This is a genomic window from Luteibacter sp. PvP120 (assembly GCF_054055715.1).
In genome coordinates this window covers 638,600-655,612 of record NZ_JBSRXP010000002.1, presented here as the reverse complement: position 1 = coordinate 655,612, position 17,013 = coordinate 638,600, and the positions used below count along the sequence as shown (strand labels likewise).

Annotated in this window: 13 protein-coding genes and 2 pseudogenes; 9 read left to right on the top strand and 6 right to left on the bottom strand. The window is 62.8% G+C overall.

Features of this window, described 5'->3' with window-relative positions:
• Nucleotides 1-21 precede the first annotated feature (21 nt).
• The 4 genes and pseudogenes from ACVKN3_RS06775 to ACVKN3_RS06760 all read left to right on the top strand — a co-directional run.
• On the top strand, nucleotides 22-1,104 hold the full coding sequence (locus ACVKN3_RS06775) for a PA0069 family radical SAM protein (RefSeq protein ID WP_354515708.1): 1,083 nt from the start codon (nucleotides 22-24) through the stop codon (nucleotides 1,102-1,104).
• 451 nt (nucleotides 1,105-1,555) lie between these two features.
• Nucleotides 1,556-2,629 carry a hypothetical protein gene (locus ACVKN3_RS06770; RefSeq protein WP_354515710.1) on the top strand — a complete coding sequence of 358 codons (1,074 nt, stop codon included), beginning with the start codon at nucleotides 1,556-1,558 and terminating at the stop codon, nucleotides 2,627-2,629.
• Nucleotides 2,630-2,744: 115 nt separating this feature from the next.
• Nucleotides 2,745-3,299, top strand: coding sequence for a hypothetical protein (locus tag ACVKN3_RS06765; RefSeq protein WP_354515712.1), 555 nt, complete (start codon nucleotides 2,745-2,747; stop codon nucleotides 3,297-3,299).
• Nucleotides 3,300-3,330: 31 nt separating this feature from the next.
• Nucleotides 3,331-3,543: pseudogene (locus tag ACVKN3_RS06760) on the top strand (PA0069 family radical SAM protein); the annotation flags it as partial.
• Nucleotides 3,544-3,547: 4 nt separating this feature from the next.
• On the opposite strand, the gene ACVKN3_RS06755 reads toward ACVKN3_RS06760, so the two are convergent.
• Nucleotides 3,548-3,928: a VOC family protein gene (locus tag ACVKN3_RS06755; RefSeq protein WP_354515714.1), complete on the bottom strand. Its 381-nt coding sequence runs from the start codon at nucleotides 3,926-3,928 to the stop codon at nucleotides 3,548-3,550.
• Nucleotides 3,929-3,977: 49 nt separating this feature from the next.
• The gene (locus ACVKN3_RS06750) at nucleotides 3,978-5,105 is read right to left on the bottom strand and encodes an FAD-dependent monooxygenase (protein WP_354515716.1); all 1,128 of its coding nucleotides are present in this window, start codon (nucleotides 5,103-5,105) and stop codon (nucleotides 3,978-3,980) included.
• Between the two features lie 286 nt (nucleotides 5,106-5,391).
• On the opposite strand from ACVKN3_RS06750, the pseudogene ACVKN3_RS06745 reads away from it, so the two are divergent.
• The 3 genes and pseudogenes from ACVKN3_RS06745 to ACVKN3_RS06735 form a co-directional block, all read left to right on the top strand.
• A pseudogene (locus ACVKN3_RS06745) lies at nucleotides 5,392-7,059 on the top strand (methyl-accepting chemotaxis protein); the annotation flags it as partial.
• Between the two features lie 84 nt (nucleotides 7,060-7,143).
• Nucleotides 7,144-7,908: an SDR family NAD(P)-dependent oxidoreductase gene (locus ACVKN3_RS06740; protein ID WP_354515720.1), complete on the top strand. Its 765-nt coding sequence runs from the start codon at nucleotides 7,144-7,146 to the stop codon at nucleotides 7,906-7,908.
• A 154-nt stretch (nucleotides 7,909-8,062) separates the two neighbouring features.
• Nucleotides 8,063-9,889: a M61 family metallopeptidase gene (locus ACVKN3_RS06735; protein WP_354515722.1), complete on the top strand. Its 1,827-nt coding sequence runs from the start codon at nucleotides 8,063-8,065 to the stop codon at nucleotides 9,887-9,889.
• A gap of 57 nt (nucleotides 9,890-9,946) precedes the next feature.
• Here the strand turns inward: ACVKN3_RS06735 and ACVKN3_RS06730 are convergent, their stop codons facing one another.
• Both ACVKN3_RS06730 and ACVKN3_RS06725 read right to left on the bottom strand, forming a co-directional pair.
• On the bottom strand, nucleotides 9,947-11,659 hold the full coding sequence (locus tag ACVKN3_RS06730; protein ID WP_354515724.1) for a methyl-accepting chemotaxis protein: 1,713 nt from the start codon (nucleotides 11,657-11,659) through the stop codon (nucleotides 9,947-9,949).
• 350 nt (nucleotides 11,660-12,009) lie between these two features.
• The gene (locus ACVKN3_RS06725; protein WP_354515726.1) at nucleotides 12,010-12,777 is read right to left on the bottom strand and encodes a hypothetical protein; all 768 of its coding nucleotides are present in this window, start codon (nucleotides 12,775-12,777) and stop codon (nucleotides 12,010-12,012) included.
• A 120-nt stretch (nucleotides 12,778-12,897) separates the two neighbouring features.
• On the opposite strand from ACVKN3_RS06725, the gene ACVKN3_RS06720 reads away from it, so the two are divergent.
• Entirely contained in the window at nucleotides 12,898-13,548 is a 651-nt protein-coding gene (locus ACVKN3_RS06720; protein ID WP_354515728.1) for an SDR family oxidoreductase, read from the top strand.
• Between the two features lie 50 nt (nucleotides 13,549-13,598).
• On the opposite strand, the gene ACVKN3_RS06715 is transcribed toward ACVKN3_RS06720, so the two are convergent.
• Together ACVKN3_RS06715 and ACVKN3_RS06710 are read right to left on the bottom strand one after the other, a co-directional pair.
• A complete protein-coding gene (locus ACVKN3_RS06715; protein ID WP_354515730.1) occupies nucleotides 13,599-14,840 on the bottom strand; it encodes a flavin monoamine oxidase family protein in 1,242 nt (413 codons plus the stop codon).
• 80 nt (nucleotides 14,841-14,920) lie between these two features.
• The gene (locus ACVKN3_RS06710) at nucleotides 14,921-15,403 is read right to left on the bottom strand and encodes a MarR family winged helix-turn-helix transcriptional regulator (RefSeq protein WP_036138629.1); all 483 of its coding nucleotides are present in this window, start codon (nucleotides 15,401-15,403) and stop codon (nucleotides 14,921-14,923) included.
• A 64-nt stretch (nucleotides 15,404-15,467) separates the two neighbouring features.
• Here ACVKN3_RS06710 and ACVKN3_RS06705 point away from each other — a divergent pair, with 64 nt between their 5' ends.
• Nucleotides 15,468-16,961: an FAD-dependent monooxygenase gene (locus ACVKN3_RS06705; protein ID WP_354515733.1), complete on the top strand. Its 1,494-nt coding sequence runs from the start codon at nucleotides 15,468-15,470 to the stop codon at nucleotides 16,959-16,961.
• Nucleotides 16,962-17,013: the final 52 nt, after the last annotated feature.

The window sequence follows — 17,013 nt, the reverse complement described above, 5'->3', positions numbered from 1 at the left end:
AAGTGGCGTACATTTGTACGCATGTCGAGCCCTATCCCCCTGTTCCACAAGCACAAAGGCCGCGGCGCCGCCTCCAACCCGGAAGGCCGGTTCGAGTCCGTGCGCTACCACGCCGAAGACGACGGCTGGGCGCGCGAGGAGGAAGCTCGGCGCCCGGTCACCGAGGTACGCGAGGAGTTGGCCCGCAGCGTCATTACGCGCAACGACTCCCCGGACATCGGGTTCGACCGCGCCACCAATCCCTACCGGGGTTGCGAGCACGGCTGCATCTACTGCTACGCCCGGCCGTCGCACGGTTACCTCAACCTGTCGGCGGGCCTGGATTTCGAGACCAAGCTGTTCGCCAAGAGCAACCTGGCCGACGTGCTCCGCCACGAGCTGGCGCGCAAGAACTACACCTGCCAGCCAATCAACATCGGCAGCAATACCGACCCGTACCAGCCGATCGAGAAAACCTGGCGGCTCACCCGCGCGGCCCTCGCGCTGCTCAACGAGTGCAACCACCCCTGCACCATCGTCACCAAGAACGCGTTGATCGAACGCGACCTGGACATCCTCGTGCCCATGGCCGAGCGCAAGCTGGTGCAGGTGTTCATCTCGATCAACTCGCTGGACAACAAGCTGGCGTCGAAGCTGGAGCCGCGCGCGAGTGCGCCGCATCGACGGATGCAGGCGGTGAAGACGCTGCGCGATGCCGGCGTGCCGGTGGGGGTGCTGGTGGCGCCGATCATTCCGGCGCTCAACGAGAAGGACGTCGAGGCGATCATCGAGCAAGCCGGTGCCGCGGGTGCGAATTCGATCGGGTATACCTGCGTGCGTTTGCCGCATGAGTTGAAGCAGTTGTTTCGCGAGTGGCTGGAGTTGCACTACCCGGATCGGGCGGCGCACATCATCAGCCTGATTCAGCAGATGAATGGTGGGAAGGATTACGACTCGAACTTTGCGACGCGCATGCGCGGGCAGGGAGTGTTTGCGGACATCATTCGCAAGCGGGTGCAGGTGGCGACGCGGAAGGCGGGGCTCCACCGGGCTTGGGATACGGTGTTGGATACGTCGCGGTTCGTGCCGCCGCGGGTGCATTCGCCGCAGGGGGAATTGTTCTGAGTGAAGGTTGAAGGACGCTCCTCGGCACAACGGTTCCCTCTTTCGCATCGTCAAGCATTGGAGAAATAGTATGGGCCATCTGCGAATAATCCCAAGGACAGCCACGACCAACCGAATCATGGGAGGCTACCTTCAAGATCGCGGAATAAAAGGTGAATTGCTTATTATCGATGTCGAGTCACGGCGGACCTAACGCTGACTAACAGGACGTGCTCGTCGGCTTTGTTCAACTGTAGCCGCTGCGGACGCCGCACCTGACATCGTGCAAGATTGTCATGCGCGCCCTATGAATTGATCCCCGCAAGCGCGGACGGCAGCACTACATTTTTAGTCCGCTGGCTGTGAGGTCGATGCCTCCCGGCTGATATATAGGTATACACCGATAGGCAAAACTAAAGCAGCGCGTGTGTCCGCCGATATAGAGGCCTGACAAGGAAGATGGACGGCAGTTATGGACAAAGCGTGGTCGATCTATCTGAAGCTTGCGGCATTCGCGCCGCTCGCCGGCATCACCTTTCTCTGGCTCTACCTAGATGGGACGCACATTTCGCTCGTTGCCTTCGTGGGCGCGTCGTCACATATGCTCATCGCCGTCGCACTGATCGGCCTACTGTCGATCGCCTTCTCCTGGTTCACTTTCTGGCTAGCCATCTGGCTGCCCTTTCGAAGTGAGATTTCGCGAGTGATCCTCAGCGCCATGCGACGGCGATCGCTTTCGTGGAGGCACAAGAAAGTTCTTCCAGATGCGCGTCGGCCGATCTATTGGCTCGCGCTGACCTATACGGTTCCCTGCTTTGTTGGCGTGACTGCGGCCTGGTACTGGCCTTGGCGCGACGGCGTCTGGTGGCTTTGGATAGGTGGCGTCTCGCCTTCGGTCGTGACCTGGTTCCTCCTGCGTAGCTGCGGAGTCGGTCGGCGAATGCAACCGTTCTATGCGCTCATGACGTTGCTAGGGATCGCCTTCACCATGACCGGCGTCGCGTTTATTCTGTTTCTGTCGATAAGATCCCTGACGCCTTACGTCGTTTTTGCACGAGGAGAAAGCCTCAACCACTGGTGGGAATTGACGGTTTACCATGGAAAGATGGTTCTCCTCGTGGCAGCACTCTCAGTGGCCATGACTGCGCTCCTTGCACCTGCAGACAATGGCCGGGCGAATACGATCAGGCTCGCACTTGCCGCGCTCGTCGTTCTAGTCACGGCAATCATCCGATCCACTCCAGTCTACATAGTGCAGGTTGCTTTCTACCTCTTCGCAGGGGGCGGCGAACATCGGGTCTACACATCGGTTACGGGCACTGCACTGGAGATCCCGCGTGACGCATGCCTGGATTCCGCCTGTCACATGTCGCGGTCGATCAGGGTGGCTGCCGATTTTGGAGACGTGATTTACGCGTGGTACGACTACCCAGGTCTAGATGGAAAGCCCACGATGTCCAGCTTGCAGAAAATCGCCGTGGCGAAAACGGAATACAAGGTTCAATCGCGAGATGCGCCGGCCTTTCGCGAGCTCCAAATTCTCTAACGCTGGCTCGCGTTGTGTTCGATCCAGGAAAGACGTAGGCGTTGAGGAAAAAGCGTGCATCAACTCAATTATTTCGTTCCTGATGCCATAAAAGTCCATCTCTCGGAGCTATTTCATGAAAGGTGATCTTTCCAGGTACTCCAAGCGTGCAAAGTCTACAGAACGCATGCTGTTCATCGCCTTGCTGTTTTTTATCGCCATAGGAGCGATAGCTGCAATTGCGTGCCACGAAAACGACATCGGGAGATCGTGGTCGCGAGACATCCTAGAAGTGGCTCGCTTTGTCCCGGCAAGGAGGTGGGCGTTGTATGCGTCGTACGGAGACGAAGCAGCCATTTATTACTTCTTCACTTGGCCGGTTCTTCCACTAGCTACTGCGTGGATAATTGCTCGTTTCGCGTTCCCACTTCCTTCAGGATTCTCAAGTGGGGGCCGAGTACCGAACTCACTTATGACCATCATAGCGATACCTATGCTGGCATTAGTTGGATTCCTCATCCTTTTGGGAAAAGATGGAGCAGACCTTCGTTTCCTGCGTATCGGGACTCGCTTCGATCATCTCATTCTATTCGGCTGGTTCAGCTTCGCGATGTCCGGAGTGCTGTTCGGGGTGTGCACTTTGTATTGTTATAAGGCATTTATGGACATCAGGGGCTTGGTACGGAGATGAGCATACGAGATACCTTTTCATGCGAGCGCACCGCATCAGCGAGCAAGCCGGTGCGGCGGGTGCGAATTCGATCGGATACACCTGCGTGCGTTTGCCGCACGAGTTGAAGCAGTTGTTCCGCGAGTGGCTGGAGTTGCATCACCCGGATCGAGCGGCACACATCATCAGTCTGATCCAGCAGATGAATGGTGGTAAGGATTACGACAGCAACTTTGCGACGCGCATGCGCGGGCAGGAGGTGTTTTTATCTAGCCGATCGGTTCCGAAATCTCGATGAGATTGAGGTCCGGGTCACGAACGTAGACGGAGCGGATCTTCTGCGTCGCGCCGGTCCGCTCGACCGGGCCTTCGACAATCGGCCACATCGATGCGTTCAAGTGCGCAATGACCTGATCGAGCGGGATGCTGGCCATGAAGCACAAGTCCAGCGCGCCCGGGACGGGTAAATGGGCCTTGGGTTCAAACTCATGGCCTTTCACGTGCAGGTTGATCTTCTGGTTCCCGAACAGGAACGCCACGCGATCGCCGCGAAACGTTTCCTTCTTCATCCGCAAGACGTTAACGTAAAAATGCGTCGTCGCTTCCGGGTCGGTGCAGGTAAGGACGATGTGATCCAGGTGATCGATCATGGTGCGATGCTCCTGCATGTGGCTGCCCAGCCGGGCGATGGAAGCGATGTCACTGGCTATCCCTGAGCGGTCCATACGTGGACCGATAACTGCGCGGCACGATGAACGGCATGGTCAGGCGGCGAATCGCATAAGGAAGCCCCACCGCCTTGGACAACCGATCGGTCATCGCTTTCACGTGCGCGACGCGCTGCATCCGCTCCTGGCGGAAGCGGTCACCGATGGTCGCGGGATCGTCGACACCCGCAATGAGTGCGGCGAGCGTAAGGCCGTCTTCCATGGCCAATGCCGCGCCCTGTGCCCAGACCGGTGCCGTCGCGTGTGCAGCGTCACCGATGAGCGTCACCCGACCTTCGTGCCAGCGACTCTCATGCACTTCTTCGAGCGGCGAATGATAGAGGTGCTCGGGATGCGACAAAACCCAGTCGAGGGCCTTGCGTGCTCTCTCCGGAAATCGGGCGAACGTGCGTCGAAGGTGTTCATGGTCGTCGGCTGCCGTGTCGGCTTCGCTGACGGTTACCCAGCCGTAGACGGTCGCGTCGTCGACGGGCAGCAAGAGGATCATTCCGCGTTTGCCCGTCCAGAACGTCCATCCATCGATACCCGGGTTCGGCGCCATGAAACGCCAGCTGGCCGAGGCGATGAGCGCCGACTGGCTTTCGGAGGTGCCCATGACCGATTCGCGCACCGTGGAATGAACGCCGTCCGCGCCGATCAAGAGGCAACCGGACAAAGCCTCACCCGTGGCCAGTTGCACGTGCACGGCGTCCGCGTCCGGCGTGATCGCGGTGACGGCGCTGCCGAACCGGCCACGGTCGCTCGGCATGCCCCCTCCCAGCAACGCCATGAGATCGGCGCGGCGCACGGCGCGGGGACGCATCGCCTCGCCCCAGAACGCGTCCTCGTCGATGGCGGCCAGCAGGCGATCGTCCTCGGCGCGGTATTCGCGCTGGCGCACAGGATGGCCGATCCGACCGATGCCCCCGCCCAGCCCCAGCCGGGCAAGCGCCGCGATGGCATTACCCGGCAGGTTGATGGCGAGGCCACCATCCTCCGCCTGCAGCCGGCGCTCGATGACCGTCGAGCGCACGCCGTGCTGCTCGAGTGCACGCCACGCCGCGAGGCCGGCAATACCCCCGCCCGCGATGAGAATGTCTTTGGTGGGCTTTATCGACATCGATCGTTCTCTGCTCGAGCGGCACGAAGCCAGGGGGCGTCGAGTATGCCAGCGGTCTCCAGGCTTCATGCCCCTCGCTTGGTCATCGATGAGGCGTAATTTCCTGCGCTACATGCACTAGCTCACCTCCGCCCTTTATTCGACGAATATGCCAATTCAGGTCATATCGTTAGGTGAGGTAAGGGCATCCCGGCACACCGCGGCGCGCCGTAACGCCATCGCGTTGCATGGCATGGTTCTGGCTTGCCACCGGACTCTATCGAAAGATCCCGACCAAGGCATCGCCGTGTGGAACCTCGCCGCCCTCTTCAAGTCCCACGCCACCCGTAAGCTCGACGCCCTTTTTCGCTCCCAAGCCGCCATCGAGTTCGACGTGCACGGCACTATCCTTGCTGCGAACGCACGTTTTTGCGATCTGATGGGCTATGCCGCGTCCGAGATCGAGGGAAAACATCACTCGATGCTCGTTGCGGCGGACATGGCGCAGAGTGCCGAGTACGCGGCTTTCTGGGATAGCCTGCGGCGAGGCGAATTCCAGGCGGCCGAATTCCCGCGGTTGACCAAGCAGGGTGACGTGGTCTGGTTGCAGGCTACCTACAACCCGGTGCTGGATGAGAAGGGCAACGCGGTGTCCGTGGTGAAGATCGCGCAGGACACCACGCAGCGAAAACTGATGGACCTTCACCGTGAAAGCCAGATCACCGCCATCGGTCGATCGCAGGCGGTGATCGAATTCGCGATGGACGGCACTATCCTCACCGCGAACGCCAACTTCCTCGATGCGCTCGGTTACGGGCTGGACGAGGTGGTGGGCAAGCATCATCGCCTGTTCGTCGATCCGCAGGAACACGATAGTCCGGCCTACCTCGCCTTTTGGAATCGTCTGCGCCAGGGCGAGTTCCAGGTCGCGGAATTCAAGCGCGTGCACAAGACGGGAAAGCACGTGTGGATCCAGGCCACGTATACACCCGTGCTGGGCCTGGATGGCATGCCAGTGCGCGTGGTCAAGTTCGCCACCGACATCACGGCACAGGTAGCCCAGCGGCAAAGCTTCGAGTTGCTGTCGCTGGTGGCGAACGGAACCGACAACTCGGTCATCATCACCGGGCCGGATGGCCGCATTGAATACGTCAACAGCGGCTTCACTAAACTATCGGGCCATGCCTTCCTGGACGTGATCGGGAAGAAGCCAGGGCCACTGCTTCAGGGTAAGCATTCCGACCCCGTGACGATCGGTCGTATCCGCGCCAAGCTGGAAGCGCGTGAGCCGTTCTACGAAGAGATCCTCAACTACGCGAAGGACGGCACGCCGTACTGGATATCCCTGTCGATCAATCCGATCTTCAGCGCGGACGGGCAGTTGCGCAAGTTCATTTCGGTGCAGGCCAACGTCACCGAGACGCGGCTTCGCGCGCAGGAAGACGAAACCCGCCTTGCCGCCATATGGAAATCCACGGCCACGGCCAACTGGTTGCCTGACGGCACGGTGCTCGACGTCAGTCCGACGATGCTCGGCGTCCTGGGCATGGACACGGCAGACCAGGCGGGCGCGGCACTGGCATCGATCTTCCGGGCGGTCATGGGTGGCGAGGGTCGGTCACGTCTGGTCGCCGGCGAATCGATCTCCACCGAACTGGCGGTGCATGCCGCCGGCCGCGACCTTTGGCTCCAGGCCACCATCAACCCGATCTTTGCCATCGACGGCACGTTCGCCAAGCTGATCCTGTATGCCACTGACGTGACCAGCCAGCGCACGACGCTGGAGCGCGTGCGCAACGCCATCGAGGTGATCAACGGTATCGCTATGCAGACGCATATCCTGTCCCTGAATGCGACCATCGAGGCGGCACATGCCGGTGAGTCGGGACGCGGGTTTGCGGTCGTCGCCTCGGAAGTACGGCAGCTGGCGAAGAAGTCGTCCGACTCGGCGACGGAAATATCGGCGCTGCTCAACCGATAAGTGACGATAGCGGCGGATGCGTGGCGAGGCGTCGTCCCGGCATAATGCCTGGAGTCACCCCACATCCTGGAAACTCCAATGATTGTTCTCGTGACCGGCGCCACCGCCGGGTTTGGCGCCGCCATGGCGCGCCGCTTCGCGTCCACAGGACACCGGGTGATCGCCGCGGGCCGACGCCGTGACCGGCTCGATGCCCTTGCCGACGAGCTGGGCCGGGAGCGGGTCCACCCCCTGCAGATGGATGTCCGTGACCGGCTGGCCGTCGATGCGGCGTTGGCGAGCCTGCCTGCCGAGCTCGCATCCATCGACCTGCTGGTGAACAACGCCGGCCTGGCGCTGGGACTCGAACCCGCGCATGCCGCCGACCCCGATGACTGGGAGACGATGGTCGATACCAACGTCAAGGGCCTCATGTACGTCACGCGCGCCATCCTGCCGGGCATGGTGGCGCGTCGCCGCGGACACGTCATCAATATCGGTTCCATCGCGGCGACGTACCCCTATCCCGGCGGTAACGTCTATGGCGCGACCAAGGCGTTCGTCCGGCAGTTCTCGCTCAACCTGCGCGCCGACCTGGCGGGCACGGGCATACGCGTGACCGACATCGAACCGGGCCTTGCCGGAGGGTCGGAGTTCTCGGTCGTTCGCTTCGGTGGCGACGAGGCGCGTGCCGCCGCCGTCTACGACGGAACCCTGCCGCTCACGCCGGACGATGTCGCCGAAGCCGTGTTCTGGGCGGCGACCTTGCCAGCCCACGTCAACATCAATGCGATCGAACTGATGCCGGTAAGCCAGTCCTTCGGCGCCCTGCCGATCCAACGGAACCAGGGCACGACGTCATGAGGTTGTTCTCTCCCACCGATAGGTATGAAGGTGCACGCGTCGCGGTACCGGTCACCCGGTAATGCAGCACGCCGTACGCGAACCGGCGCGACGCGCAAGGTTGGGCTGGGCCACCGGCTTGCCGATGCTTGCGCTGGCCGCAGGCCTCCATGCCATGCCTGCGACGCCTCCATCCACCATCCCTCTGCCCGTCGACCATGCGTTCAAGGGACAGATCGACGTGTCCGTGGACGCGCGTGACACCGCGCACAAGGTCTTCCGCGTGCACGAGGTCATTCCGGTGCAGGCCACTGGCGCAGTCACCCTGCTGTATCCGGAGTGGGAACTATCCAGTCATGGGCACACCATCTCGGCGGCCAGCATGGCCGGCTTGACGATACAGGCCGACGGGAAGACGCTCGACTGGGAACGCGACGCTATCGACATGCACGCATTCCACGTGGTGATTCCGGCGCATGCGCGGCACCTCGAGGTGGATTTTCAGTACATCACCCGCGTCGATGACGCTTTGCTTCGCGACGATCTGGTCAATATCGCCTGGCAGCACCTGATGATCTATCCGGCCGGCTGGTTTGCCAGGAACATCCCGGTTCAGGCCGCGCTTGCCGTACCCGATGGCCTGCAGATTGCCTCCGCGTTACCGGTGCGCTCGCAAGACGGTGGCGACGTACAGTTCGCGCCAATCGCCATGGAGACGCTGCTGGACGCGCCCGTGTTCGCTGCCCGGTACCTCCGCCGCGTGCCGTTGACGGCGGGAACCCCCACCGTCCAGCTCGACCTGATGTCGACGGATCCAGCGGATCTGGCTATGGCGCCCGATGACGAAGCCGCGTTGAAGCGATTGGTAACGGAAACCTCGGCGGTGTTCGGGCGGGCTCCGTACGCTCGCTTCGATGCGTTGGTGCTGCTGGACGATGCATTCTCGGCCGGTGGCATCGAACACGCCTCATCCGCCGAAATCTATCTGCCTGCGGACTACCTGCGCCATCCCGAAGCCCAACTCAACAATCGCGACCTTATCGCGCATGAGCACGTGCATGCCTGGAACGGTCGCTGGCGGCTGCCGGCGGATGCGTGGTTGGCGACGCCCAACGTGCCCACCCGCAACAGCCTGCTGTGGGTCCATGAAGGTCAAACGGAGTTTTGGGGCCGCGTGCTGGCAGCGCGCAGCGGCATGCGTACGCTGCAGCAGACACGGGATAAACTGGCGATGGATGCCGCATCCGTGCAGGCGCATCTAGGCCGAACCTGGAAGGATCTGCAGGACACGACCAACGACCCGCTGTATGTCAGTGGGCGCACCAACGTGTGGCCCGAGTGGCAACGGCGCAAGGATTACTACGCCGAAGGCGTACTGCTGTGGCTCGATGTGCATGCTCGCATGCAAGACGCTTCGCAGGGTCACAGGGGCATCGACGATTTCGCTCGCGATTTCTTCGCGGTCTCTTCCAAGGATGCAGGCACGTCCACGTATACCCTCGACGACGTCAGCCAGGCGCTTGCACGACAGGCGCCGATGGACTGGAAGGCATTTCTCGACGAGCGCTTGCACGCGAAGGACTCCCGGGTACTGGACGGCCTGCGTGGTCTAGGCTGGGAACTGGTCTACGTGCAGACACCCTCGGCCAGCTTCATCGAAGACGAAGCGGCGGAGGGTGTGTCCAACCTCGGTTACTCGCTCGGTTTGTCGGTGGACGACAAGGGCCTGGTCCGTGGCGTGGTATGGGACGGCCCTGCATTCAAGGCAGGCATGGCACCGGGTGTGCGTATCACGCAGGTGAACGGCACGGCGTTCACCGCGGATGCGCTGTCGTCGGCCCTTGCCGCGTCCGTGCGGCAGCCCGTCTCGTTCGACTTCGAGCGAGACGGCAAGATCCGTCATGGCATGCTCGATTATCACGGTGGACCGCGCTACCCGGCATTGCGTCGTGTACCGGGCGTGCCGGATCGCCTGTCTGCGTTGCTGATGCCGCGCGTGTGAGTTACCGCGCGGCATCTTCTTCGACTGACGCCGGTTCATTCCGACAGCCGGGTCGACTCAGAACTCCCGCCACGCCGACTCCAGCTCCTTCTTCTCCACGGGCTGCCGTGCAGGGGATTTGGTTGGGGATGCAGCGGCAAGGACGGCAGCGACAGGACGCGCCGGTGCGGCCACGGCCACGGCCGGGGGTGCCGGCGCGGGCGACACGGCCGATGCCTTGCTGCCGGCCTTTGCCGCGTCGGCGACTCGGAAGAACGACACCTGCCTGATCAACTCGTCCGACAGTTCCAGCGAATGTCGGCTGGCCGCACTCGCCTCTTCCACCAGTGCCGCATTGCGCTGGGTGACATCGTCCAGATCCACCACGGCCTGGTTCACCTGCTCGACGCCTGCCGATTGCTGCTGCGACGCCGCGGCAATCTCGCTGACGATCTCGGCGACACGCGATGCGCCGCCCTGGATCTTGGTCAGTGCCTCACCCGTCTTGCCGACCAGCGCGGCACCCGCTTCCACCCGTTCCGCCGTGCTTCCGATCAGCGCCTTGATTTCCTTCGCGGCGCCAGCGCTTCGCTGGGCCAGGGAACGTACCTCGGACGCGACGACAGCGAAGCCACGACCTTGCTCGCCAGCACGCGCCGCTTCCACTGCGGCGTTGAGCGACAGCAGGTTGGTCTGGAAGGCGATTTCATCGATCAACACGGCAATCTCGCCGATCTGCCGGCTGGCCTGAGTAATCTGTTCCATGGCTTGCACGGCATCGCCGGCGACATCGCTGCCCGCCAGGGCGTCTTCGCGCAGTCCGCGCGAGATCGTACGGGCGGCTTCGGCGCTCTCGGCATTCTGCTTGACGGCCGCGGCCATTTCTTCCATCGATGCCGCCGTTTCTTCCAGGGAGGATGCCTGTTCCTGCGTACGCGCGGACAGGTCGTCGTTGCCTTCGGAGATATCGCGGGCCGCCTGGTTCACCTGGGAGGCACTCTCGCGCACGCCGGAAACGATGGACGACAGCTTGGCGTCCATGACGGAGAGCGCACGCAGCGTGTCGCTTAGCTCGTCCTTGCCGGACACTTGCAGCCGGTGATCCAGTTCGCCCTCGCTGATGCGAGTGGCCAGTTCGCGAGCGCGAAGCAGGGGACGCATGACGGCACGCGTGAGCTTTACGCCAACGATAGCCACGAGGATAACCCCGAGGAACGCCACGGAGAACATGAACACCGCGGTGCGATGGACGGCGACGACGGCAGCATCGTAGGACGCCGTAGCCTGCTTTTTCTCACTCTTGACGATCTGATCGATGTCCGCCATTTCGGCATCGTAGGCCGCGCCGAGCGGGCCGGTCAGCAATTCCTTCGCACCGGCCACGTCCTTGGCCTTGATGGCGGCAAGTGTCTTGGCCGTGAGTTGCCTTTCCGTCTGCTGATGAACGATGAACTGCTTGGCCAGTGCGATTTCGTCGGCCTCGGACGTGTGGGCGGGGTAGTAATCGCGCCATGCCGCATCGACGAGTGCCGTGTTGGCGACCAGCATTTTTTCCGCCTGGTCGACGGACTCTGCATTCATACGCAGGAAGGCTCGGCTCGTCGCAACATGTATCTCGAGTGTGCGAGCCCGTATCCGCGTCGCATCCATGATCGACACCATCGAATCGTTGTAGAGATCCGACATCCGGCTTTTCATGCTCAACAACGATGCCAACCCGGTACCACCCAGGAGTAACGCGACGAAGAGTGAAAAAGCCATGACCAGCGTGATCTTGAGTTTGATTGTCATGAGCAGTCCTAAAAGTGTTCTCCTCTGACGGCACACGCGCAGGCTTCTTGATGCAAATCCGGCAGATCTGGTATTTCCATTAACTGCGTAGTCGGCTTTGTGAGACGTGGTTCACGTTGTTTCGTGCCATATACCGCACAAAAAATGTGTTTTGGCTAATTAGGTGCGGAATACAGCACAGTTAGTTCGTGCGACGGAAGTCGCAGAAATAAGCCTTAATCGGGCGATGTTTCAACGTCTGCAGGGTTTCGTTGTCCGACGCTGCATCGCATATTTCTCGTTCACCTTTGTCGAACGCAAGTGAAGCATGCGGACTACCACGACGCTGCGCATGTCGCGGGAGCGTTGCTTCAGGCGTCGACGTCAGCCACGCATTGATGCCAGAGGACTGCAAGGGCGATAGGAAGCAACACAATTTCAGACACGATGGAGAAGACCTGTGCCGCCGTGCCGTAGCTTCCTGACATGCCCGCGCCTCCAAAGAACACGAAGAACCACGTGTTAGTCATCGCGATCATAAGCAGTACTCGTGCCGGGTTGCCCTGCGCGATGGTGCGTATGAACAGCGGGCAGGCCTTCGCGAAGAAGTGTCCGACCAGAAGCATCGATGGAACCATCAGCAGCGGGAACAAGGCCACGGTGCCGATCTGCAAACCACGTACGGCCAGTGCAATGTCCGCGTGCGTCGCCAGTGCCCGAATGGGTACGTAGCTCCAGACGTTGCCGGCACACATCAACAAGAGCCAGAACGTGGCAGCAGCCATCCGCCCGGTTGCGCGATGCCTGCACGCGGCATACAGGCACACATAAAGCAGCGCATTACCGATGAAGGGGCCGGCGAGGGCGATCGCTGCGGCGGCTGACCCATGCCCGCCGGCGAACACGGCATCGTACGCCACGTTGTCGTCGACGTCGGACAGCAGGATGACATTCGCCGGCGTGAGCCCGCGGTAGTCCAGCGCCAACGGGTTGGTCATGTAGCCGAGCATCCATGCCATCGTGGTATGTGCGTATTCGTGGATGAGATAGGCCACGGCATGCGTGACGAGGATAAGGATCGCCATACGCATGGCGAAACGGATATCGCTGCGCACGCTTGCTCTCATCGTCTTTTCCATCGTTCCCCCCGAAGGTCGCTATCGTAAACCGAATGCTTCGCCCTCCTGGAGGGTGGTGCCTAGACGGCACCCCAACAGCCCAGTCGCTATATTCCGCGCAAACCACTGCTGGGAAATCCCATGAACCGCATTGCCATCGTCGGCGGCCACGGCAAGGTCGCGCTGCTGCTCATCCCCCGGCTCGCCGCTGCGCATCACGATGTGCGCGCGTTAGTCCGCAACCCTGACCACGCGGCAGATATTTCCGCGCTGGGTGCGCAACCTTCGGTATGCGATATCGAACATGCCGACACTGATGCCATCGTCGCCGTGCTGGAGGGCTGCGACGCCGTCGTCTGGTCGGCCGGTGCCGGCGGCGGTAGCTCCGAGCGCACCTATGCTGTGGACCGCGATGCGGCCATTCGCACGATGGATGCTGCGGTACGGGCGGACGTGAAACGCTTCGTCATGGTCTCGTACATCGGTGCAGGCATCGACCACGTCGAACCGGACAATGGGTTTTATGCCTACGCGCAGGCCAAAGCCGCGGCAGATGCCTATCTGCGTACCACATCATTGCGCTGGACCATCCTGGGGCCCGGCACATTGACGAGCGACGACGCTTCAGGACGGATCGACCTGGTGGAGGGCCCGTCGTCCGCCGGCGACAAGACGTCCCGTGCCAATGTGGCCTGGGCTATCGCCAGCGTGCTGAAAGGTGACACAGCCGTGGGGAAGACGCTGCGGTTCATCGATGGGGATACGCCGATCGAGGCTTCGCTTGGTCAATAAGCGACAGCCACACGTGACCGAACGTTCGGCAGCCCAGGCGACGTTGTCCGTCATGTGATGTCGATGGCAGCCAGCACCTCCTCCGCCGCCCGAACCCCACTCAGATACGCCCCATGCGCCGTCGAAAACGCGCTCTCGTGCGTCGCTTCGCCAGCAAAGAACACCCGCTCCTGAAACGGCATCGCCAGGGTCCGTCGTGCTGACGACCACTGCGGCAGCGCGTGACTGTACGCACCACCGATGCGCGTGTCGTGCCGCCACTGTGAGGTGGTCAGCAGCCGCAGGCTGTCACGCGCTTTCCGCCCGAACAGCGCGACGAGTTCCGCCATGACATGTTCGTACGCGGCGATCACCCCTTCCTCGGCCAGCTGCCGCGCGCTCGCACCGCCGAGGAAACACTCGATCATCGGTCGTCCCAGCGGGCGTATGTGGTACGACACCGTGGCCGCATCGCGCGGGTTGCCGATGGCGTGCTGTTCGGACGGAAACGCGCTGTCGTCGAGGATGCGCAGGAAGACCTTTTCGTCGTGACCTAGCGGCAACCGTCCGGCCGCCTCGCGCCAGGGATCGAGGGCGTCGGGCAGGCGGATCGTGGGACCGCTCAGTACCGCGGTGGAGGCGGTCAGGATCACGGCGCGGGCATGCAGGTCGCCGTGCGGTGTGCCCAGCGTCACGCCGCCGGTATCGGGCAACACCAAGCGCTCCACTGGAGTGGACAGCGCGCAGGGCGTGTCCATCGGCAGGGACGCCGCGACCAGCGATCCGTAGCCGCAAACCGGCCGCCAGTTCTCGCCCGTGGCCGCGCCTTCGTAACGCGCGTAGTCGGCGATGGACAACTTCTCCAGGTCGGCCCCGTTGATGAAGCCGCTCATCGCCTGCAGGTAGGCATTCCATCGGCCCCCCGGGACGAGATGATCCGCGGCGACGTCGCTCGGCAAAGGCGTATCCATGATCCGGTCGTGCCACTGGTCGTAGGCGGCGCGGGCTTCTTCCTGCTCCTGCACGGAAAACCCGGGTCGGGGGATCGAGCGACCCCAGGGCGGATTGTGGCGATCCACGGCGATGCCGGCTTCGTCGGCGATCGTGGTCCACGGGTTGCGATCCGCTGAATGCAGCCATCCGCAGCCCAGGTCGAGCGGCAGGCCATCGATCTCGACAGTGAAGGCGCGTCCGCCGATGCGCGACGATGCCTCGACCAGCAGGACGTTCCGGCCCGATGTCGCAAGGCGGCGCGCCGCGCCCACGCCCGCGGCACCGGCGCCGACGATCGCCACATCCAGGGTTTCGTTCAAGATCGCGGTCTCCGGCGGTGGGGAACCGCATTTCCCCGGTTGTACTGGCGAGCCCGTGGCGATCCGGTGAGCGGCGGTGCTCAGTCGTCGCGCAGGTGGAGCGCCGGGTCCACGGCCTCCAGTTCCCGCGCGAACCGGGAAAGAAGGCGGGTCAACGTGTCGACATCCGCATCCTCCCAGCGATCGAAGATCTGGCGCGCCATGCGTTCGCGGGCCGTATCGATGGCGGCGTTCATGGCCACGCCTGCCGGGGTGGTGGTGGCTTCGGTGACGCGACGGTCTTTCTGCCCGGGCTGACGCACGATCAGCCCGAGGGATTCCAGTTTGGCCAACTGACGACTGACGGTCGTGTAATCGCGGCCGACGCGATCGGCCAGTTCGCCCACGGCGATCGGACCGAAGCGGCCTGCCAGCACCAGCAGGGGAAACAGCGCGCGATCGAGGCTGACGCCCGCCGCGGCGAGCAGCTGCTCGTCGCGCTGGGGGCGGTTCATCACCCCGACCAGGGCGACCATCGCCATGTGCAGCTCGCGGAACGTCGCCTTTTTATGTGTATCTTGCACTTAGTAATCCGTCGCCGTAGACTCGCCCCTAATATGTGCATTGTGCACACAATAGGAGTCGAGCATGTCTGTCCAAACGCACGTGGTGATCGCGGGCGCCGGCCCAGCGGGACTCACCCTCGCTATCGAACTGGCCCGCCGCAGCGTGTCCTATCGTATCGTCGATCGCCGTGCCGGGGCATTCGAAGGGTCGCGCGGCAAGGGCATCCAGCCACGCACGCTCGAGATCTTCGCGGACCTGGGCGTCGTCGATCCCATCCTGGCGGCGGGCGGGCCCTATCCCAGCCAATGGATTCACGACGCGGACGGTGGGCGGGAAGAGCAGGTCATCGCAACAGCCGAGGCGACGGCAACGGAGCCCTACGGCGCGCCCTGGATGGTGATGCAGTCGCGCACCGAAGCGATCCTGCGCGAGCGGCTTGGCGAACTGGGCGGCGCCGTGGAATGGCATACCGAGGTCACGGACGTGATCCAGGCCGATGCCATACGCGTGGGCCTGCGCACGCCCGCCGGAGCAAGCGCGCTTACGTGCCGCTACCTGGTCGGTGCCGACGGCGGGCGCAGCACGGTACGCGGATTGCTGGGCATCGACTTTCCCGGCAAGACGCTGGGTGCTCGCGCCATGGTTGCGGACCTGCGAATGCATGGGCTGGACCGGCGTTACTGGCATCGCTTCAACGACGGCGACATGTCCCGGCAACTCGCGCTTTGCCCGCTGCAGGGCACCGACCTGATCCAGTTGCAGGCGCCGGTGGCGGCGGAGGGCGACATCGACACCGACGTGGCCAGCGTGCAGGCGCTGATAGACGAACGCACCGGCGGCTCCGACCTGCGTGTCGACGATGTCGCGTGGGTATCGGTGTACCGCATGAGTGCGCGGCTTGCCACGCATTACCGCAGTGGCGACGTGTTCCTGGTCGGCGATGCGGCGCATGTGCATCCACCCACCGGTGGACAGGGTCTCAACACGAGCATCCAGGATGCCTACAACCTGGGCTGGAAACTGGCAGCCGTATGCGATGGCGCAGCGGACGCGCTGCTCGACAGCTACGAGGACGAACGACGCCCCATCGCGGAAGAGATGCTGGGCTTGTCCACGCGTCTGCTCGATGCCGCGAGGCAGGGTGACATGCGACGTGGTCGCGAGACCCGCCAGCTGGACATCGGCTACGCGTCCAGTCCGTTGCGCTACGAATCCCCGTCAAGGCAGTACGGCCCTCGTGCGGGCGATCGTGCGCCCGACGCCTGGTTCACCACCCGGCACGGCACACGCAAGCGCCTGTTCGAACTCACGCAGGGCCGGCACTGGACACTGATGATCTCCAACAGCGACGAGGAAACCGCATCATGGCCTGCCGGCGTCGATGTTCATCACGTCGGCACGGATCACGAACTGCGCGACAGCGACGGCGTGTTCCAGTCGGCCTACGCGGCATGCGACGGCGACGGGTTCCTTATCAGGCCGGACGGCTACATCGGGGCTATCGCGGGCGCCGGGCACCTCGAAACGCTGTCTCGCTTTCTGCGGTCGTTCCTTCCCGCAGGCGTGCACGTTTGAGAAAAACCGCGCAGAGCGCGTCACGCCTTTTCGGTGAAACGCGCTCCGCGCC